20 protein-coding genes are annotated in these 20299 nt (G+C 53.4%); 6 read left to right on the top strand and 14 right to left on the bottom strand.

Going from position 1 to position 20299, the window contains the following annotated elements:
* Window positions 1–11: 11 nt before the first annotated feature.
* A complete protein-coding gene (locus tag INT21_RS17680) occupies window positions 12–311 on the bottom strand; it encodes a helix-turn-helix domain-containing protein (RefSeq protein ID WP_193059446.1) in 300 nt (99 codons plus the stop codon).
* 85 nt (window positions 312–396) lie between these two features.
* On the opposite strand from INT21_RS17680, the gene INT21_RS17675 reads away from it, so the two are divergent.
* Window positions 397–1623, top strand: a complete 1227-nt coding sequence (locus INT21_RS17675) for a tyrosine-type recombinase/integrase (protein ID WP_193085552.1) — start codon at window positions 397–399, stop codon at window positions 1621–1623.
* Between the two features lie 92 nt (window positions 1624–1715).
* On the opposite strand, the gene INT21_RS17670 is transcribed toward INT21_RS17675, so the two are convergent.
* The 7 genes from INT21_RS17670 to INT21_RS17640 form a co-directional block, all read right to left on the bottom strand.
* Window positions 1716–1952, bottom strand: coding sequence for a hypothetical protein (locus INT21_RS17670; protein ID WP_193085551.1), 237 nt, complete (start codon window positions 1950–1952; stop codon window positions 1716–1718).
* A 35-nt stretch (window positions 1953–1987) separates the two neighbouring features.
* Complete coding sequence (locus INT21_RS17665; protein WP_193059449.1) at window positions 1988–2977, bottom strand: Rpn family recombination-promoting nuclease/putative transposase; 990 nt, start codon at window positions 2975–2977, stop codon at window positions 1988–1990.
* A gap of 204 nt (window positions 2978–3181) precedes the next feature.
* Window positions 3182–3685 (bottom strand): RadC family protein, encoded by a 504-nt coding sequence (gene radC, locus INT21_RS17660; RefSeq protein ID WP_193059450.1) that lies wholly within the window; start codon window positions 3683–3685, stop codon window positions 3182–3184.
* A gap of 14 nt (window positions 3686–3699) precedes the next feature.
* A complete protein-coding gene (locus INT21_RS17655; protein ID WP_193059451.1) occupies window positions 3700–4521 on the bottom strand; it encodes a DUF932 domain-containing protein in 822 nt (273 codons plus the stop codon).
* Between the two features lie 132 nt (window positions 4522–4653).
* Window positions 4654–5634 carry a recombination directionality factor gene (locus INT21_RS17650; protein ID WP_226912573.1) on the bottom strand — a complete coding sequence of 327 codons (981 nt, stop codon included), beginning with the start codon at window positions 5632–5634 and terminating at the stop codon, window positions 4654–4656.
* A gap of 174 nt (window positions 5635–5808) precedes the next feature.
* Window positions 5809–6921 carry a YqaJ viral recombinase family nuclease gene (locus tag INT21_RS17645; RefSeq protein ID WP_226912572.1) on the bottom strand — a complete coding sequence of 371 codons (1113 nt, stop codon included), beginning with the start codon at window positions 6919–6921 and terminating at the stop codon, window positions 5809–5811.
* Between the two features lie 96 nt (window positions 6922–7017).
* A complete protein-coding gene (locus INT21_RS17640; protein ID WP_193059452.1) occupies window positions 7018–7350 on the bottom strand; it encodes a hypothetical protein in 333 nt (110 codons plus the stop codon).
* Between the two features lie 704 nt (window positions 7351–8054).
* Between INT21_RS17640 and INT21_RS17635 the strand changes: the two genes are divergently transcribed.
* Both INT21_RS17635 and INT21_RS17630 read left to right on the top strand, forming a co-directional pair.
* Window positions 8055–8759 (top strand): YagK/YfjJ domain-containing protein, encoded by a 705-nt coding sequence (locus INT21_RS17635; RefSeq protein ID WP_193060308.1) that lies wholly within the window; start codon window positions 8055–8057, stop codon window positions 8757–8759.
* Window positions 8760–8859: 100 nt separating this feature from the next.
* Window positions 8860–9117 (top strand): helix-turn-helix domain-containing protein, encoded by a 258-nt coding sequence (locus INT21_RS17630; protein WP_193085550.1) that lies wholly within the window; start codon window positions 8860–8862, stop codon window positions 9115–9117.
* An 81-nt stretch (window positions 9118–9198) separates the two neighbouring features.
* On the opposite strand, the gene INT21_RS17625 is transcribed toward INT21_RS17630, so the two are convergent.
* Entirely contained in the window at window positions 9199–10776 is a 1578-nt protein-coding gene (locus INT21_RS17625) for a hypothetical protein (protein WP_193085549.1), read from the bottom strand.
* 101 nt (window positions 10777–10877) lie between these two features.
* On the opposite strand from INT21_RS17625, the gene INT21_RS17620 reads away from it, so the two are divergent.
* Together INT21_RS17620 and INT21_RS17615 are read left to right on the top strand one after the other, a co-directional pair.
* Window positions 10878–12062: a hypothetical protein gene (locus tag INT21_RS17620; RefSeq protein ID WP_193060310.1), complete on the top strand. Its 1185-nt coding sequence runs from the start codon at window positions 10878–10880 to the stop codon at window positions 12060–12062.
* 38 nt (window positions 12063–12100) lie between these two features.
* On the top strand, window positions 12101–12796 hold the full coding sequence (locus INT21_RS17615) for a SapC family protein (protein WP_193085548.1): 696 nt from the start codon (window positions 12101–12103) through the stop codon (window positions 12794–12796).
* 90 nt (window positions 12797–12886) lie between these two features.
* Here INT21_RS17615 and INT21_RS17610 read toward each other — a convergent pair whose 3' ends face one another.
* From INT21_RS17610 to INT21_RS17595, 4 genes are all read right to left on the bottom strand, one after another.
* Window positions 12887–13984, bottom strand: a complete 1098-nt coding sequence (locus INT21_RS17610; protein ID WP_193085547.1) for a DUF4214 domain-containing protein — start codon at window positions 13982–13984, stop codon at window positions 12887–12889.
* 59 nt (window positions 13985–14043) lie between these two features.
* Entirely contained in the window at window positions 14044–14358 is a 315-nt protein-coding gene (locus INT21_RS17605; protein ID WP_226930689.1) for a DUF6447 family protein, read from the bottom strand.
* Between the two features lie 44 nt (window positions 14359–14402).
* Window positions 14403–15203 (bottom strand): SapC family protein, encoded by an 801-nt coding sequence (locus INT21_RS17600; protein ID WP_193085546.1) that lies wholly within the window; start codon window positions 15201–15203, stop codon window positions 14403–14405.
* A gap of 122 nt (window positions 15204–15325) precedes the next feature.
* Window positions 15326–18913 (bottom strand): DUF4214 domain-containing protein, encoded by a 3588-nt coding sequence (locus INT21_RS17595; RefSeq protein ID WP_193085545.1) that lies wholly within the window; start codon window positions 18911–18913, stop codon window positions 15326–15328.
* A gap of 44 nt (window positions 18914–18957) precedes the next feature.
* Here INT21_RS17595 and INT21_RS17590 point away from each other — a divergent pair, with 44 nt between their 5' ends.
* On the top strand, window positions 18958–19956 hold the full coding sequence (locus INT21_RS17590) for an IS5 family transposase (protein ID WP_193085295.1): 999 nt from the start codon (window positions 18958–18960) through the stop codon (window positions 19954–19956).
* A 124-nt stretch (window positions 19957–20080) separates the two neighbouring features.
* Here the strand turns inward: INT21_RS17590 and INT21_RS17585 are convergent, their stop codons facing one another.
* Window positions 20081–20218, bottom strand: a complete 138-nt coding sequence (locus INT21_RS17585; RefSeq protein ID WP_193085544.1) for a DUF4214 domain-containing protein — start codon at window positions 20216–20218, stop codon at window positions 20081–20083.
* Between the last annotated feature and the right edge of the window lie 81 nt (window positions 20219–20299).

The following is a 20299-nucleotide window of genomic DNA, read 5'->3' as shown; positions in this document are numbered from 1 at the left end:
ATATTTAACCCTCATTTCTTGTCTGTGCCAGCGTTATTTTTCTCTTCTGTCAACCGACTTATGGCTGAAAGGTTGACCTTTATGTCTAAGCTATCGGCAGCCCCCAACAGGTCTATTTCAATCCCATACTCTTTAAATAACCGTGACATAGCAGCCAATGTGTCAGCGCGCATGCTCATATCGAGGGTTTCGTTTCGTGCCACCGTAGACTTCGCCACACCCAACGCATTGGCAAATTCTTGCTGGCTCATCCCCAGGGCGGCGCGCCCTATGCGCATGGCAAGCGCAAACCGCATCGCTTCTTGATTCATTGAATTAATCTCCAAAATATTGGCTAAAAGACTCTTTTATGCTATCAATAGTAGCATTAATGCGTTTTAAAGGGACTGAAAAGCTATGCCAAAGAAAAATCTGACACAACAGTTCGTGGAGAGTACCAAGTCATCTCCACGTGGCAAAGCCAAAATCGACTACTACGACACCAAAGTCACGGGATTGGTGTTAAAAGTCTTAGCATCGGGTAAACGAAGCTATTATCTGCGCTATCGTGCAGATCGGGGCCATCAGGTGGAGAAGAAATTGGCCAATGCCGAGATAGTGCCATTGGCAGATATTCGTGCCCTAGCAAAGTCACACTTGGCGGAAATTGCTTTGGGGCGTGACCCTTATGCCGAACGTGAGGCGCGCAAGGACGTGCCGACCCTGCGGCACTTTATTGAGCATGAGTATTTACCCTATGCTCGCAGCTATAAAAAAAGCTGGAAAAACGATTGGGGCCAACTCAAAGCACACGTTTTGGAGCCATTAGGGGATCTTTATCTTGATGAAGTGACGCCTGCGCGCATTATGAAAGTGGTTCGCCGTCACCGGGAAACCCACAAGCCCAGTTCCTCCAACAAATTGATCATTCTGCTGCGGTTTATCTTTAACTGTGCGCTGCGGTGGAAAACACCGGGAGTCAAGGAGAACCCTACCGCTGTTATTGAACTGTACGTCGAGAACAACGCCCGAGAGCGTTTTTTGTCACCGGAAGAAACCCAGCGGCTTATTGATGTCCTTGAAACAGCCAAACCACCCATGCTCAAGTGGATTGTGATGTTCTTGCTGTTTACTGGGGCAAGGCGGGGGGAGGTATTGAACGCACGCTGGGAGGATATTGATTTGCGTCGTCAGATCTGGACCATTCCGATTAACAAAAGTGGGAAAACGCGGCATGTGTATTTATCACCGCAGGCACTGTTTGTATTGAAGGCACTGAACGAAGCGGGACGCGTCAGCGGCGATTATCCGTTTGGTAACCCTGAGACACAGAAGCCTTATGTATCGATTTTCAAACGTTGGCATGAGGTTCGCTGCCGTGCAGGGCTGCCAGGATTAAGAATGCACGATTTACGCCACAGCTTCGCCAGCTTTATGGTCAATGCGGGACGTTCGCTGTATGAGGTGCAGCGGTTATTGGGGCATCGGGATATCACCACCACACAGCGTTATGCACACCTGACGCAGGCCTCATTGATTGACGCTGCCAGTAGCGTGCCGTGGCAACCCACGGATGCGCCTGAGACGCCCCATACCGGTGAGGCGGTATTGAGGGGAAAGGGGTCGACAGCGGCTAAGACGTGAAAAATAAAACAGGCAGATACAGCAAGGGCAGCCCCATTCGGTGGCTGCCCTTTTTTGTACGTGTGGCGGGGGTTACTGGAATTAATGCAGGATCAGTGCTGGGTCTCGGCACGCAGTTTATCAACTTCCTCTACCGATAGATCGGCGATCTCCGCGATCGCTTGGTCATCCATTTCGGTACGGGCGATCAGCTTACGGGCCGCGTTGCGCTTGCTTTCTAGGGCACGTTGTTCAGCTTCCCTTAAGCGCTGCTCGGTTTCCTGCAGAACCTTTTGCCGTTCTGCTCGGCGCTCTTGCTGTGCCCAATTCTCTAAATTCTCTGCCAACATATCTTTGTCCTCCACCAAACTGTTGAAAGGTGGGATCAGTGCTTATCTTCGATCCGCAGCTTGGCAATCTCATCAACCGCTAATCCTGTGGCTTCGGCAATCTGCTCATCACTGAGCACACCGAACGCCAGTAAATGGCGAACAGTTTCAAGCTTTTCTTCCAAAGCACGCTTTTCAGCTTCCCTTAAGCGCTGCTCGGTTTCCTGCAGAACCTTCTCACGCTCTTCACGACGCTCTTGCTGCGCCCAATTCTCTAAATTCTCTGCCAACATGTCTTTATCCTCCACCAAACTGTTGAGCTGATCCAGGTTGACCTCAGCCCCAAGCCGCTGCAGGTGACGCTTCAACCAGCGGGTAATAATCTTGTCGATACGTTCTTTGTTGGGATCAGCCTGGATAATTGCCACAATCCGATCCACGGCTTGCTGCAGCCCTTTCCTATTTGTAGACGCCTTTTCGATACTGAACACGCCACTGAGTGGTGTCTGGCGTAAGCACAATTCCTCATCAGTGTAGCGCCCTTCATCGACCAAGTAATAGCGCAGATGTGGCTGGTAGACCTGCAGAAACGCGGGCGGTTCCGGGCGCACCATGTCGTAGATATCACGCCGGGCCGTCCAGTTCTCAGAACCATTATAGAGCACGATAGGCAGGATCGGCGGTAAGCCCTTGTGCGGTGTGGTCGTTCCATTCTTGAGCAAGTGGTCGTAAAAACAGGCCACATAGTGCATCAGCCGGATCGGCATGGTGCGATCCACCGAGGATTGAAACTCCAGCAGAATGTAGAGGAACACCTGCTGGGTGACGCCCTGCCAAGTGACCTCCACTGACCAGACCACGTCTTCGAACTTCTCCTCGAACAGCGGCGTGATGTAGTTACCGCTGTGGTTCTTGAGCGTCGAGAAGTCCATCAACTCGGCCATTTCGGCTGGAGCGAAGCCTTCAATGAGCTGTTGCACGAACTCCGGGTAGCTGAATAACTCTTTATAGCCCGTATCATGTTGCTTGTGGGTGGTATCCGCCATGCTGACTCCTTGTCTCAATGTTTTCATTTTACCACAGCACGCGACGCCCAACGCTCATTCCCACGCTCAAACGCCCTTCCGCTCACGCTATTGACCTGATGCTTAAAGAAAAAAAGAGCCCCACCAGAAAAGCCCCCGCCCCACGCTGCCGGTCAGGGCAAGCGTGAGGCAGGAGAGTAAAGAGAGTTCAGTGTGAAGGTGACCTTACAGCCACCCCCGTTCAGCGAACGAGACATAGCCTTCGTGGCCCACCACGACATGGTCCAATACCCGAATATCCACCAATCCCAGGGCGTCTTTGAGCCGCTGGGTAATGCGTCTATCGGCATCGCTGGGTTCGGGATCACCGCTGGGGTGGTTGTGAACCAGTATCACCGCCGCTGCGTTGTGCTCGATGGCGTGCTTGATCACTTCGCGGGGATAGACGCTGGCGGAGTCGATGGTGCCCCGAAACAGCTCATCGAAGGCGATCAGTCGGTGCTGGGTATCTAATAGCAGTGTGCCAAACACTTCGTAGGGGTAGTCGAGCAATAGGGTTTGCAGGCAGCGGTGAACTTCATCAGGACACCCTAGCTTATTGCCCTTGCGAAGCCGCTTGTGGGCGATCATCTTGGCCAGGTGTAATAGCTGAGCGTCAGTAACGTCGCTGGTCAGACGGTAGGTGCCGGGGGTCTCCCCGGCAATGAGTTGCGGTATCTGGCAGGTCATACGGGATCTCCTTATCAGTGGTGGGTGTAGGACGGGAGGCTTGCTCCTTTCAGCTCAGCGAATCGCTCGGTGAGCTTCCATAAGGCGCGGTTTAAACGCACGTCCTCAGCGACGCTGTTGATCGGTCGGGTGCGAGTGGCCCGCCCAGTGGGGGAACGGCCACGTAAGCCGCCTTTGAAGAGGTTTTCTTGGGTGCGGTTAAAAACACTCCACAGCGAGCCGTTGGCGTCTTCGCTGCGTCGAGCTTCGAGTACATCGGTGGGTTGGATGGGGCTAGCCGCTTGCCAGTCGTCACCGTAACGCAGCGACAGAGCCGACTCGGCAAACAGCTGGGCTTCGCCTCGGCTGATTAAGGTGGATTGAAACGCCTCTACCCCTTCCGCAATGCGGGGCACTTGATGGCTGAGTTGAATAGAGCCTTCTAATATCTCATCAACGATCTGCTTACCGTGACGCACGCGGATACCGCCCACGTCGCCTACTGGCGTGACCATGCCGTTAAGACAGATCAACCGAAACAGCCCTAAATCGAGCTGAAAGGCGGCACTGCGGTCGTGGCTATTGGTGAGTACCAGTTCGGTAATGCTGTCACCGACGGCGAGTTGACGGTCAGGGTCTTGCCGGAAGCGGATCATGTGCCGCGCCACGTCACGGCGCTCGGCTTGACGCACGTTGGTTTGTTGGGCGCGAACCGGGTACCAGCCCTCGGCCTGCAGGGCATCGACCACGTTAATCGTCGGCACGAAGCCGTAGCGATCCGACACCGCTTCATCGGGTTGGCTAGCAAAGATGGCGGGGGCAGTACGGTGGAGTTGGTCGTGAGTGAGAATACGCATGGTGTGTTTCCTTATCAGTTTATCGGTTAACCACGGCATAACGGCCCGCGCCAAACAGGCAGCGGGCAACGTTGAGCGGTGGTGGTGTTAAATCGAGAGAGGGGGTGAGTTGCTAACGTTTGAGATCCACACTTAGGCGCGCTTGGCTTCGCGTGGTGGGGTTTGTGGGGGATGGTCGGCAGGCGGTGGTGCTGCCTGGTCGGGACTTTCCGGTTCTGGTGGCTCAGGCTGGCCCTGCTGGCTTTTGGCCTGCAGTTTGTCGGCCAGCGTCACCGGGGCATTGGGTTCCTGCTTGCCCACTGGCGTTTGCGGTGCCTCGGGGTAGAACTCCTCGACCACGTCGATGGATTCCTCGGCACTGTCTTCAAAGGCCCCGTTGGCAAATCCGGCCTTAGCGGCCTTATCCAACGCTTTCTGATCAAACCCGGTGGCTTGGTGGAACTCATTCAGGCGCTGCGCCTCGGCCAGGGTCTCTTCCAGCGTCCAGCCCTCGCGCAGGGTGATATCCACGTAGAAGATCGCCGTGCCCCGGCTCTGGCGGGTGGATTTGCCGCGTAGCCGTAGCTCCAACGGCATACACGCCAGCCGGTTACCCGAAATCGCTTTGAAGTAGGCGAGCCGTGCGGCCAAGGTGCGTATCGAGTTGAAGCCGGTGGTACGGAAGATAAAACTGCCCAGTGGGTCGTCATCGCCAATCAACACGTTAAGCCGCCCGTAGGGCTTGCAAGCGCCGCCCTGGGCTAAAGGACAACCGTCAGGGGAAGGACAGTCGAGCGTGACCATGCCGTCCTGGGTACGCCGTTTACACTGCTCGCCATCGCCTACGCACAGTGGCCTGGCCGTTTGCCGGTCGAACAGCGCGTATTCAGCACGCAGGTTGAGGTCGGGGTCACTGAACAGCAGCCGGATGGGAATCGTTCGGAGCTTGCCCTCCTGAGCGCTGCGTAGCTGTTCATCGAGCGGGTGGCGTATCCAGCCCTCCTTGGTCTGGAGTTGGGACGTGATAGTGAATTGGTCGTCTTTCTGTGGCAGACGCTTGCCGTTGTTCTCGACCAGTTTGCCGATAGTGATCCGCCCCAGGATGGGCGGGGTAATGGCTAAGCCTTTAAGCATAAGGATCTCCTTACTACATCAGCACATCAGTGATGCATGGTTGGCTACCCCATAACGCAAAACGCCCCAGGCGGCCGGAGAGCCGCGCTGAGGCGTGTGCTTGGTTGAGGTAACGTAGGTTTAATTTGATACGGCAACCGCGTACAGCGGCGCTGTGTGACGACATGAGCGCTATTAGCGCACCACCAACCGCCGGGTTCCGGGATGCGCGTGAAGGTAGGCGGCGCACAGGGCCGGGTGTTCCTTTTGGAGCGTTTTAGTATCCAGCCGATTGACAGGTTTGGTCTGCTTCCAGCTCAGCACGCCACTGGGAAAGATCGCCAACGTGGCGGTGCCCATCGCCTGCTGCAGACGGTGCTTGAGTTTGGCTTCTTCCTTCTTGGCATTGTCCAGGGTGTGTCGTACCCGCTGTAGATCGGCAAAGGCTTGGCTAAGGCTCGCGTCTTGGCACAAATCAACCGTCTCGCCATCGTCCTGGGGAAATAGCGCCCGCAGCGCCTGATCCGCCGAGTCCGACCCATCCGCTGGCGGTGGCGTGTCGTTCTCCACATAGTCCCAGAACTGCCGCTCCAACGTGATCAGCTGCGCGATCATCGCCTCGTCGCGTTCGATACGATGGATCTGTAGCTCATGGCCACCGAGCAATACGGCGACATCAGCGGCCTGTTGGCCGGTGACGGCTAACTGGTGCATCACTTGTAGCTGCACGTACTCAGGCACGCCGTCTTTCCATAGCTTGGCGCCGTAGATTCCGGCGGTTTTACACTCCAGAATCTGCACCTCATCATTGCCCACCACTTCACGATCCAGGTTGGCCAACATCCAGGGATGCTCGACGTGTTGCAAAATGGCATTGACGCGTTGTACCCGATGGCCGGTATGTCGTCCGTAGTGCTCCGCCACGATGGGTTCCAGCACCTGCCCCCAGTGCAAAGGGCTGGTGAGGATCTCGCCCCGACTGGGTTCCTTGTCATCGAATTGGCGCCCGGTCTTATCCATCCAGAGTTCCAACGGCGATTTATACGGATGCAGCCCTACGGCCGCCGCCGCGTCACTGCTGCCAATGCCGCTCTGACGAATCGAAAGCCATGCCTTGCGATCCAGGGCGCGGGTATCGACCAAGCGCCGTGCCTGTTCGCGGTAACGCCGGGGCGGCGGTGTAGGGCGCTTCAAGTGGCTTTCACGCTCGACGAAAGCAGACATCTCACGCGAAGGAAGCGCATCGACTTGTCCGTGGGAGAGAACAGCGTCAACGGCGGTTGCTTGAGAGTGGAGGGTGTGACTCATGATAGATACTCCTAAACGGTAGACACGGCATCGCCGCCCTAGCCTGTTGGCGGGCAACCAGTGCTTGTGATCAACGAAGGGAAATGGATTGACGATTTATTGAGAAGGGGGTCGAAAGGAGTAGCCACAGGCCAAACACTCGACGTTGTCGAGCACTTTACTATCGAGCTCTTCACCGAGCCTGGCACCCGCAACACCGCCTGCCGTGCCCCCTGCAAGCGCACCCAGCAGTGCGCCTGCGAACGTACCGATCGAAGCACCCACTGGCCCTGCGACAAAACCTAACGTCGCACCGGTTTTAGCACCGCTTAATGCCCCTAGCGCCCCCGTAGAACCACCCGAGAGAATGCCGGTAGCGGCACCGATTTGGCGACCACGTTGGCGGGGGATGAGCTGCGTCGATGCGCAGCGAGGACAAGGAATGGACATACGCCTCTCCTGCTGAAGGGTCAGACCAAGACCCAGTGTCTTGGCTTCACAGGAGTAGTGTGGGGCTGAGTTTTGGTTCAATCGCATGCCGCTTCACAAAGAGCATGTTACGTCGCTGCCGGAGTATCTTATGGACAACACAACGCGGGATTTTCCCGCGCTATCACATGGGGGATGTGCATTTAACGTCAGAGTAACTACCAAGAGTCGTTTTAATGATAAACAAGCGGCTTTTATTCAACTAAGAGGGTCTGCAGTGCCGTATTCAATAACACAGCTTTAGGATACGTTAGTATTACTTACTCAATATACCAACTGTTATCATCCTTCCCAAAGGATCAATCCTGAAACACGACCAACATTTAACGACTGATCAGTCACTAAAGCCCTCACCTATAAAACGTCATCAATCGCTCTCAACACTCCCATTAGGCTTATGATCGTAATGAAACAAACGACGATCACTAACGCCAACACAGTGCTCAACCAACACCGCTTAATCAGTCCATCATCTGAATCAGTCCTTACCTTCATTCCTGGGTTGATACCTACCCGTTAGCGTCACTTCACCACCGTCGTAGGTTTACACGCCGTGCCGTATCTACATGACCCGTGTACTGACCTAGACACGGTCACCAGACCTTGCCGTTTTCAGCGTAGTGAAAAGGCGCTCCTTTGACTCACTTACTTCCATGAGATGATGTATGACCGCGACGCCGTGTATTAACCGCAATCTAACGCCGATCACCTCCTCGACGTATTGGCCCGCGCCTGGCACCGAGTTACCGGTACTCACCCACCGGGGGCCTTTAGCAAAAGAGTATTTAGATATCCTTTACCGCGTAACGTGGAACGCCATTAGCGAGAGTAAACGGGTGATGGCCTGCCGCTTTGATCTCACCCTCCCCCACGGCGTGACCTTGCCCCACGATGGCCACTCCAACGCCCCGATCAAACGCTGTATGGCCTCCTTCCAAGCAAAGGTAAATTATGATCGCCAACGTCGAGGAAGCCCACATCACTGCCGCATTCGCTATGTGATTGCCCGAGAACAAAGCCAAGACGGCGCACCCCACTTCCACCTGCTGCTGTTTTTTAATCTGCATGCCTACCACACGCCAGGCACCGTGGATTACGAAGGCCGCAACCTGTTCAACATGCTCTCGGAAGCGTGGGCTAGTGCCTTGGGGATTCCGACGGAGATCGCCAAACCTTGTGTTCAGCTGTCCAGGGGCCATCCAACAGAGCAAGAAGTGTGGCATGCCCCTTTACTCAGCCATTACTACCTGGAAGCCAACAACGACTACGCGGCACTGCCTGCCCTATTTTTACGCGGTAGCTACCTGTGCAAGCTCTTCAGCAAGGCTTACGGCCAAGGTCATCGAGCCATCTTATACAGTCATGGATAGCGCCTGGGTGAAGATAAGTGGCATCGACAGGGAACGATGTACGCCATGGTATGGGGCCGTCCATGACGGAACGGCCCATCGCCTTCTTATGGAGTAAGCAATGGCTTCATTTTCGACAAAAACGCAACCCATCTACCCGGTCACACACCTACCGCTCACTAGCATGACGCATGTCCAATTGATGGCAGACGTGCAGGCATGCCGACAGCATCAAGGACTAACTCAGGCCGCGCTGGCCCAGCAATTAGGGATTAGCGTGCGGACGTATCAGGAGTGGGAACAGGGGCGGCGCTGCCCTTCGGGTGCCGCCGTCACCCTGCTGCGGGGGTACTTACACATGACGACATTGATTGATTAAAAACCACAAAAAAGGCCCTTTTTCAGGGCCAATATGGAGAAACCGTGGATCACGATGTCGTGATGTCGTAAGTAAGACGCGTTAGACGTGTCGACGGGCAATGCTGATGGGGGCGATTTCCCAGCGGTAAGTGCTTCCACGCTTGCCATTGTCTAAACACCGATACCCTTGCGCATTAAGCAGCGGCGCAGCTCGTTTAAGGGCCGCCCCCATCGCTCGGGCATTGGCAGGCCAATCACGTTTCGCCACGTCCTGCTCTCGATAGGGTGATAAGAGCGTTAACCATTCCCCCGCCGGGTACTCCACTGCCTCTCGCTGCCCCGATTCATCAAAAAAGCGTTCCACCGCCATTGCCACAGGGTCTTGTTCTATCAACTCTCGGGCACGCTCGTTGCGATAGTCTTCGTATTGTGCCCAGAAGGCCTCATCCGTCCCGGCCACCGCCCGGGAAACAATCATCCCTACTTTGCAGAAGTCTTGCCACCCATCAGGAACATGACGATCTAGGAAGGTGGTATCTATGTGGGCATGTGCTTGGCCAAGCAATCCAAATAACGCCGCTTGTACCATCGATAGATCATTGGGGATGAGCAATCGTCCTATATTGGGGTCGATGTCAGACGGTGCAGATTTACTAGCAGGTGGTGACCGCAAAGGCAACTCAATACTGAGTGTACGCTCCACCAGCGCTGGATCGGTAACGACGGGTTCATCAGCACTGATGAGGGACATACGCTTTGTACGAAGGTGAGAAGAAGACCCTTTTTTCTTCCAAGCAAGGGTCGTACCGTTCAGAAAACCCAGCAAGCGTCGCTGAACAGCCGTCGAAAGCGGCTTCTCCACGCCATTCAATACCAACACATGGTGATGCCATGCCAAGGCATCCAAATCGCTCACTTTACTTGGCGGCTGATGGTTCACATCATCGCTGATGCATGGATCAAGCCATTGTTTGAGGGCCTTTAACCACCGTGTTTTACCTTGATGAGACACACCGGTGATTTCTAATGCCAGCATCTGACGTTCAGGCATCAGTGCTAGCACCATATAGGCGTAGATTAACCACTCCCGATTTAACGGTAGCGGTAAATGTTTTTCAATATACTGAATGTTCCTAACGTCAAACGCGTGAGCGCCTTGAACACCCTCGGTGGAATATGGACAACAGTTGGCGGGCCTCCAATGAGGCTGAAGTGTTGACGTATAGAATCGGCTTTCTTGCCCCCGCTCCCAGACAGAATAATGACCGTCTAAATCAATGTATCGCTCACCTTGCTCACCCAACCATGTACGACCATGGGCGACGTGCCTACGTTCAGCAGGCTCACTACGCAGAATATCCAGCGCATTGCTAATTTGTGTATTGGATACATCACGGTTGAGAAAGTCAGCCGCCCAACGCTTGAGCTCAGATCCTATCAACTCTGGCTCCATCAAGAGCGAACCGCCCAAAGCAAACGGCATCAGGTAATACACCCCATTCATATCCATAACTAACTGGTAATGATCGCGAATCAATTGACGAAGCATATTCGCATTACACGGCCTCACTGGCCTCCCTTGCTTGGCATTTTGCGGAGGCGTAATGGGCATGTTCATCCCTGTCGAATGGGATAAATAGGTGCCTTCTTGAGAGAGAGGAAATGTAGCACGGGTCATAAAAGACTCCTTTAAGAGACGTGGGGAATGGGCTGGGCTTGACGATGATGATAAAACTCATCTAACATTCAGATCATACCCCCGACTTGAAGATGACGGCAATGGCTAGATCACCGAACCCTGCGATAGCGCCCGACGCTCTAGCGCTGTTGGAGTATTGGCTTCTACGACCCGTGCTTGCTCTGAAGACAGCAAGCACCCCTACCTGGAAAGGTACTCTTGTCGATGTACAGGGCGCACTTCTTCCTCTGTTGAAAGCAGATGACGAAATAAAAAGAATACTGAGTTATCGAACGTGGGAAGGTTATGCCGGTGCGATGGTAGATCAACTGCCAACCAAGGCTGCCCCCTTTTCACCAGACCACCCGTCTTATGTATTACCCGTATCAGCTATTCTTGGACCGGCCCTGGTTATCCAAGACATTCTTCTGATCGAGGAATATCGTACCCAGGATAAAGGGCAAATAAGGCGCTTTGATCATAGCGTGACACGCTACTGGAATATCTTCCGCCCACTGCTGGAAAAGTACGGCATAACGTCCTCTGACACACAGCACCTTGACGTTCAGAACGGCTACTTCTTCGATCTCTATAAGGACGTCAAATGCTGCTTTTCTGAACTGCAAGAGGTGACAAAACACGCTGACAACCAGCGACAGATGCAGGCAGCTCGTAAAGCACTTTACAAAAGCACGAAATCATACACGCACTATTTAGATAGTTTGGTTCATCAGCATGCCGCTTTAGAGGTGTTATACATTGGGCTTACTTACACTCCGATGGCGAGTCGTCATCAACAGCCTCCATTGGACTTTTACGGAGCAGATGCGCATTTCAAGCAGTTTGTGCAGAAAAGACGACACTCGCCCTTATTCAAAGGACTGAAGGGGTATATTTGGAAACGTGATGGAAACAGCAGCTATCCCTATCTTTTTCATTTCTTTTTATTTTTTGACCCGGAGGTGTTTAGCATAACGCCTGACCTTAAAGAACAGATTTGTCAGTTATGGATAGAACAGATTACCCAAGGAGAGGGAGCGTGTGTGGATCTGTTGGACGGGCCAGTCACACGTCAACGGTTTTCACCTAAATGGCTGTGTCTCCCTAACCAAAAAGAAAATCGCACCACGGTATTACTTGACCGACAGCACGCCTCGTTTGAACCGCGTTTTCAAGAACTCAAGCGTATGGTTAACGCCCTGCTCCAGGTGGATCGCTTGACCTATCTTGAGTTTCCCGCTGGCTATCCGCGGCTTGGGCGCGGGCAACTACCGGTTTCTTCCTAACCCCCTCAACTGCCCACACCTGGGGCACGGAGCATTTGATGATCATTACCCGCGACGCCTTCTACGCACAGCGCATTACTCCGCGTGATAACCGCTTATTCGCTGCGCAGCAGGCGTGTGTAAGCCTAGTGTTGGCAGACATTACCCCGCTCGCCAACCAGGGCATTCCCATCGTGCTGCCTACTGGCCCAGAGACGCTACCACTCGCCCTTCTCCAACCGGGGCAAGGTAACCCGTTTGGTGATCATACGCCTCGGCTTTGGAAACACTATCCGTTCTCGCTCACGCAGCATGTGGTCGGGCTTGATGCCGATGGCTGTGGTCAACTAGGCAGCGTGTTATGGGGCGACCCTTATGCGCCGCATTGGGGAGATATGACGGGTCACCGGCTTTTCGAACCCGATGGCCAAGCCAGTGATTATTTACAAAGCACACTCAGTGGCTTACGCGAAGCACAACAAGAAACCTTAGTCACACAGCAGCTGGTCTGGCAACTTCACCAACTGCGTGTCTTGCTACCGGACACCATCACACATGCTGGCCAGTGTTGGTGCGTATATCGCATTGACATAGATCATCTACAAACACGCATTGGAGCATCTGATGACCCTATGCACTGCCGCCTACTGATGATGGCACACGCCATCAATGACTCCCAACAGTCGCTGGGGCGCTCTAAAGCCTCGACATGGACACCATGGACTGAGGAATCCCCCACGGCCAAGCTAGGGTAGCGGCAGTCGCCGCTTTTATGCCGTATTAGCGCTTTTTGAAGAATAAAGTATATAGGCCCCTTCTAGGGGGCCTGACAGAGTGAGACCTCGTTAAATCACCCAGCCGCTATCGGTCTCTGCTAACCCTGATAACCACGCGGCATTGTCGATATTTTCCTGGGAAACGGCGAAATAGTTCAGCACCTCGGCTTGCGTTAGCCCGGTGGCCATTTGGTCAAGCCAATAGGTTTTACCAGCGGCATCGGCATTGCGGTCTAGTACGTTCAGGTACATGCGATCAATGAAGTCGTTATTGCTAGGCGCGCCGAAGTTCGTCAAAAACTCATCAGATTGGATAAAGAATCCGGAAATATCAATGGTGCTTTGGCCTTGCATAGCCACATCAATCCAATAATTCAGACCCGCTTCATCGGGCTGGCGGTTGAGTGCGGCTTCGTAAATGAGCGCGATGTTTTCAATCACTTCACGGGGCAGTATGGGACTGGGAGCGGGCGTTGCTGGCAAGTTTTGTTCAACGCCTTCAAACTGACTAGCCGCTAGCTGTTGTGGGCCACCTTGGGCTTGCCACTGCTGCAGGGCGCTAGGTGAAAGCATCGACGTTAATGCATCATTCACGGCGGATGCCACGCCCTGATTGGTTACTTCCCCCTGCTGGGTCACCGCTTGCCATACGCTGCCCCAATCCAGATCGGCCCAGGCTTTATTGATCTCTTTGACTTCAAGGAAATGCTGAGCAGATAAGTTGGGATTGTACTCTGCATAGGAAATATCACCGTACCCATGACTGTATACCCGCTGCTCCATTTCCGCGCTACTCAACACTTCGCCAGAAGCAAACTCAAACGTATCAATACGTCCGCGGCTTTTCGCATCTACGATGAACACCTCTTGGCCCGTCGTCGTATTAATCAGGGTAAGATCCTGACCGTTGACGTAGGCACTTATGTACTGGTGAAGAGCCCCCGACAAGGTCAATTTATCATTTCCACCGGTATCCACGATCACCGCAGCTAAGCTGTTGACGATATAATGGTCGTTGCCTTCACCCCCAACCATAAAAGCTAGGTAAAAATCTGAGACGCCGCTACTAGCAACTAAGGTGTCGTCGCCCGAAAAACCAAATAGATTGCCTGTGTTGTTCAGTGAGAGCTGCTCATTACCCGGCGTACCAAAGATGACGCGTTGCATGATATTTCCTTTTTATCATTCGCTAGCCACAGCGGCCTGAAGGCGTTTCTAAGTATTATTTATCGAACATATCTTACCAGGCATTCAGCTGTTTTTGATAAGCCATAAGAAAGGATGCCCACGGCATCCTTTTTTGACAAGCAGTTGGCATAAGCCACGTGCTTAATGCGTCGTTTGCTCTGGCAATTCCGCCTTGAGCGCATTGGGGCATAAGCGGTACGCGCGGTTTGTGCGATGGCCAGCTGCTGGTTCAAGCGTTGGATTTGCTCATCGGTAGCCCGCAGGTTTAATACCTGGTTGCGGGCGTTTTCGGAAAGGTCGGCAATATTGTACTCGGTGCCGTCAATGGTAAGGGTTCGTGGTTTATCAGCCATGGTCTGGCTCCTTGTGTATTGAGTAAGTAACGGGTGCAGAAAGCTTAACTGTCGAAATCGAAGGAGAAGTCGTCATCGCCTTCATTAAAGAGTTCATCCAGCGACATAGGCGGCTCCGGAGTGTCGGAGGTTCGTGTCATTTGGGCCAACAGGCCATCACGCAGATTATTTAGTGACACGATATGTGCATATACTAACGCCAATGCGCCGCTGGTGCGCAGGTTGGCGAGCGTTTCTGCATTCAGCTCGGCGAGGGCTTTTTCATCTACTAAGCGAATACCGGCCAGGCGTTTGCCGCCTTTGCCCTCTTCCCCTACGTGAATCTGGCGCTCTGCCAGCAGACCTGCCGTTTCAATCTCAGCCACTAATGCAAGCGTGCGATGATTTTCACGCTCAAGGTTCGTCAGGACTTTCTGGATCTTCAGCAGAGTCTCCGTCGCTTGGCCTTGCTCATCAAACAGTGCCAAACCATCAGGGCGTTCAAAGTGAGATGCCTCCGCATCAAACTGAATAATATACTGCTGCTCGCCACCGCTGGCTTGCTGTTCTGGCATTTTAGCCAACATAAAGGGGTAGCGGCGAATATGGGCGGGCATATAACGCCCGATCCAATGGCCGGTGCCTTTTTTAACGTGCAGGTTTTCATCTTGGTTAACACCGACGAGCGCCTGAGGCAAACCACCGTTAAGGGGGAAGACAATGGGCATTTCCCGGGCTACCCGGCTAGCTTCAGCAGCCACCAGCGGAATCAGCATTTGCTCGCGGGCAAAATCAAACGGCTGGCGGGGGTTAAAACGCAGCTGCGCGTGCTGGGCAGGCTGCAGTGGGGTTAACTGACGAAACATGATGCCTCCTGAGTTGCGCATGCGTATTGTGAGCGACTTAATGCTACTCACTAATAAAAAGGCCACCCCGTAGGGTGGCCTTAGTACGACTACAGTGCAGTCAATAAGTTGCCAAAGGCAGCTTATGCAATACCTGCAAAGTTTTCATTTACGAGGTCTGTAGAGGCAACACCGTTCAACAGAATGGTGAAGTCCAGACCTTCGCTTGAAGTGACAACAGTGTCACCAGCTGCAAAGTCTGCTGCTGAGTAACCTTGGTCGATGTAAGCTTGCTGTGCATCGCCATCCAGCGCTGTGAAGAAGGCATTAGCATCTTCAACAACGATGTCTGCTGCGCTATCAACACCCAGGTCACGAAGGTCGATGATAGACTGGTTAGACAGCGTAACGTCTACGTTGTCAAACACTTGGAAGTTAGTGATCTCCCAAACCACACCAGCTTCATCAGCGTCGGCATTGAAGTCGAAGCTAGAGATGAACTCAGAGCTCGAACCATCACCGCCAACGTTGAAGCTAAAGTTGTATGCGTTAGCAACAATCGTACCGTTGGTGCCAGTTTCTGCGGCCCACTGTGCATTAAGCAGGTTACCTTCGAAGCCTGACAGGTCAACAGTGCTCAGGGCAGTGTCAAGATCGCCAATGTTCAGCGTAGTAGTAACATCACCATTCGCATCTACACCGCCACCAACAACTTCAAGTGTGCGAGCGTAAGTAGTACCTGCGTTGGTGCCGTCAGCAGTTTCCAGATCCAGATCAAAGTCGTAATCGGTCTCTGCAGCTAGACCCAGTGTAACTGTGCGGTAGTCTTGAACAGACAGCTCGCTGGTGTAATCGCCTGCGAAGTTAACGGAGATTTCGTTACCGTTAGCACGGTCAGAAGCGATAAACGTCAGGTTTGCGTCAGTGCCATTCGCTGCAACGTTTACAACCTCAGAACCAGACAGGTTGATCAACTCAGCTGCACCGCTTAGGGCTGCAATGTTGTACTGCTCAACACCGGATACCGCAGCGGCGTTGAATTCACCAGAGAAGCCAGTAAACGCGCCGTTGAACTGGTTGTTTACAGCCAGACCCAACTGAATGGTTTCAAAACCAGTAACAGTTGCCTGTGCATCACCACCGTACACAGCCAGGGTGTCGGTTTCTGCAGCAGTACCGGTAATGACGTCAGTTGCGCCGTTCAGGATACCAGCGTTCATAGCCAGATCCAGGTCGCCGCCCAGGTCAGAGCCGTCAACAACAGAAGCGCCAGAGCCCATGTTTGCAATGTGCAGGTCAAGGTTCTGTGTGCCGTCTAGGTCAACTTTGTTAACGCCAGCCAAAGCAGCGCTTTGTACCAGGTTTTCAGTGTTACGACGACCACCAGAAGTCAGATCCAGCTCACGAACCGCGCTGGTACCTGCACCTTCAGTGCTGACGTTGAATGCTTCAACAGTCAGTTCGCCATCCAAACGGGCAGTGTTGTCAAGCAGCACTTCCAGGTTGTTCTGGGTCGGGATCGGACGGGTGTTGATCACGTCGACAACGCCAATGAACTGGTCATTGTTGTTGTTGAGTGAACCCAGGGTCTGATTCTTACCAGAGACGGTCAGGTCTGTGTCAATACGCGCCTGAACGATATCGGTGTTAACACCAGTTTCAGCAATGGGATTGCCAGCTACATCAGAAGCCAAGTCTGTTGCAATAACAATTTCCTTGCCATCGATAGCGGTCATGTTGCCGGTAACGATGTTCTGGCGAGTGTTATTGTCGTCTGCAACAACTAAACGATCAACGTTAACGAACTCACCAAAGGCAGTTTGCGCAGCAGTGAATTTAATATCGCCAGGTGCGCGAGTGAAGTTGCCGAATTCATCAGCGGTAGCACCAGTGGTGGTGCTAACTTCAACGGTGTTCTCTTCGCCACCTTCCAGATCAACGGTAGTAGAGTTCTTCACAGCCAGATCAGTCAGGTTGACGCGATCGCTGCTGTCACCACCGATGATTTCAAGAGCGAAATCAGGGTCGGAAGCTACTTGGTTGTCAACGGTCAGGCTTAGGTTGTTGCCCGCGTCGCCCAGCAGGTAGCTGAACTGAACAGTCTCTTCTGCACCAGCCAGGTACTTGTCAAATACGTCAATTGACAGTTCGGCAGCCAGCTTGATTTCAGAGCTGTAGCCAGTGGCGTTGAATACACGAACGTCACGCAGACCGCTGTCGCCTTGACCATCTTCGTCAACGTCTACAGACAGACGATCGTCGATAGTAGTGGAAACACCTTTCTCGTCAACTGTACGTGCGCCAACCTGGAAAGTACCCTGTGCGCCTTCTGCGACGTGGGTCAGGTTAACTTCTTCCAACTGCTGTTCAGCAGAGAAAGAGTCTTGTACTGAATTAGGGTTGTTTTCAGAACGCAGGCTCTTGATGTGGCTGTCACGATCAACCAGAACATCCATTACTTCGATGCCACGGTCGCCAGACATAGCGGCGATGTTAACGTCGCCACCGCGAGAACCATTACCAGCACCGTCAAGTACCAGTGTGGTTTGAGTCGGGCCTTCCTGCTCTAAACGACCCACTTCAACGCGGTTACGTACGTCAATATCAGCCGTCGCACCGAAAATCAGCGCTTCGCCTTCAACGATTTCGAACGGACGACCTTGCTCATCGTCGATCACGAACTGGCCGTTACCAGTGTGAGAAACGCTCAGACCTTCAAGATCTTGTGCTTCGATCTCAGCAGCAATGGCAGCTTCAAGCTCGGCCCAGGTGTTAGCAGCAGAGATCTCGTCGTTTGACAAAGTGACGTTTTCACCGCCAACAGTGAAGTTAACTTCACGAACAGTGATGTTTTGCAGTTCGTTAGCAGCCAGCACTTGGTCGCCATCGATTTCCTGAATGACGATGCTCAGTTCAGAGTCAGAGCTGACATCACCTTCCAAGAACAGCGGGTTGAAGTAAGCTTCATAGCCAACTTCCGGATCGGTTTCACGCATACCGAAGGTAGTTTCGTCGGTAGCGGTACGAATATCTTCGATGCGGATATTGGCACGGCTGTTATCAGTCCACCACTGCTCAACGCCCGCCATCTTCTCAGCGTCAATAGTCGCCTGGAAAGTGGTGTTGTCAGCGCCATAGTCTACTTGACTAGCTTGAGCACGCAGGAACACATTCTGAACGTTAGTGGTTTCGGCAGAAATGGTAACGCCTTGGCTGCCCAAGAGACCGTCTTGGATAGTGCCAGTCGCGATCAGGTCAGCACGCAGTACGTTAGTACTATCAGCGCCGCCGTCTAAACGGTCGCCAGTTTCAAAGGTGTTGGCCAGTGCGCCAGAACCTGTTTCGTTCTGGGTAACCGGAGCTTCGAAAGTAGTGTCTGAACCGTCGGCACCTTCCAGGTTGTCGGCTTGCTGAGTCAGGCGAATAGTTTCGTCGCTACCCGGCGGCGTCGGCATCTGATCATCGACTTTCTCATCGAACGCTGCAGCGTCTTCGTCAGAAGCGGCAGAGATGAACAGCTGCGGGAGTTCGCTGGCCGGTACGGAAGCACCGTCACCGTTAACCCAGTATTCCAGGCCTTCTGCTTCTGGCTCACGACCGAACATGTTCTGGTAGATAGCGGTTACCAGCTCTTCACGAGTACGGTCGCCGTAGAGTTCTACGTATTCAGGCTGATCGTCATTGGCTAGGGAAACGCTGCATAAATACGGTCGTTGCTGCCTAAGTACCATCGGCAGGGTAAAATAGGGATTTCCATTGTCCGACAGAGTTTCCGATGAAGCAGATCTCGTTTGCTCAGGCTGAGCACCAGAACAAGAAGAAGGTCACTCGCCGGGAACGGTTCCTGGCACAGATGGATGCCCTAATGCCATGGCAACGCCTGATCGAGGCATTGTCGCCGTCCTACTTTCCGAACTCGGCGGGCAAGCGCGGTCGACCACCAATTGGTCTGGAACGGATGTTGCGGGTCTATTTCCTTCAGCAATGGTACGGACTGGCCGACGAAGCGCTTGAAGATGCCATCTATGACAGCCAGGCCATGCGTGACTTCATCGGTATCGATCTTGCCATCGAGAGTGTTCCCGACGCGACCACGTTGCTTCGCTTTCGCCATCTGCTGGAGAAGCATGCCCTAACCCAACGGATCTTCGAAGAGATCAATGCCAGGCTGGCTGACCAGGGCCTGTTCATGCGCGAGGGCACTATCGTTGACGCCACCATTGTGGCGGCGGCGCCTTCCACCAAGAACAAGGTCAAGCAACGTGATCCAGAGATGAAGCAGACCCGGAAAGGGAATCAATGGTTCTTCGGGATGAAGGCCCATATTGGCGTCGATGCCGTGACGGGGCTGACCCACAGTGTGGCCGCCACCTCGGCTAATGTCGCCGATGTCACCATGACAGGGCATTTGGTTCGTGAGGATGACAAGCGAATATACGGCGACGCGGGTTATCTCGGCATGGAGAAATATCTGGGTGAAGGCAAGCATGGCCCGGACACTCGGTGCTGCGCCGCTGCCAGACGCGGCGCCATCAAGCGAATGGAAGACAGCCGGAAGAAAGCGCTGCTGCTGGCCCTCGAAAAGACTAAGGCCAGTATCCGCGCCAAGGTCGAGCACCCGTTTCATGTCATCAAGAACCTGTTTGGCTACCGCAAGGTTCGCTACAAGGGACTGGCCAAGAACCAGGCGCAGCTGTTTAGCTTATTTGCACTGGCCAATCTGGTACTGGCGGGACGATGTCAGAGGCATATTGATGGGGTTAGTGTGTCTTGAATTCGGCAGGGCAGCCGGAAAACAAGGCTGCCAGTTAAAAAACGCACTGACAGTGGCTAAAGATTGATCGCGGTGACAATACTCGGGTCACATTGAGCGCTTCAGTTGCCCAGATACAAATTGATCAGCGTTTCCCTAGGTATGTACGCAGCTCAGATTCGCTAACGCCCTGCTCCTGCCAGTAATCGATCCCTTCTTGATCAGCTGTACGGTTAAAATAAGCCGTATAAAGCTGCTGAATTTGGGTAGTAGTTAAAGCCATTGATGTAACTCCGTGTTTAAGTGTCGAATCGACATTAGCCGCGTTTAGCTCTGTATGGCAAGCGCGGCCGTGAGCGAGGCC

Origin of the sequence: Halomonas sp. 3F2F (genome assembly GCF_014897805.1) — a bacterium.
Taxonomy (GTDB): domain Bacteria; phylum Pseudomonadota; class Gammaproteobacteria; order Pseudomonadales; family Halomonadaceae; genus Vreelandella.
Note: the sequence above shows the minus strand (reverse complement) of the source record. Positions and strands in the feature narration are given on the sequence as shown.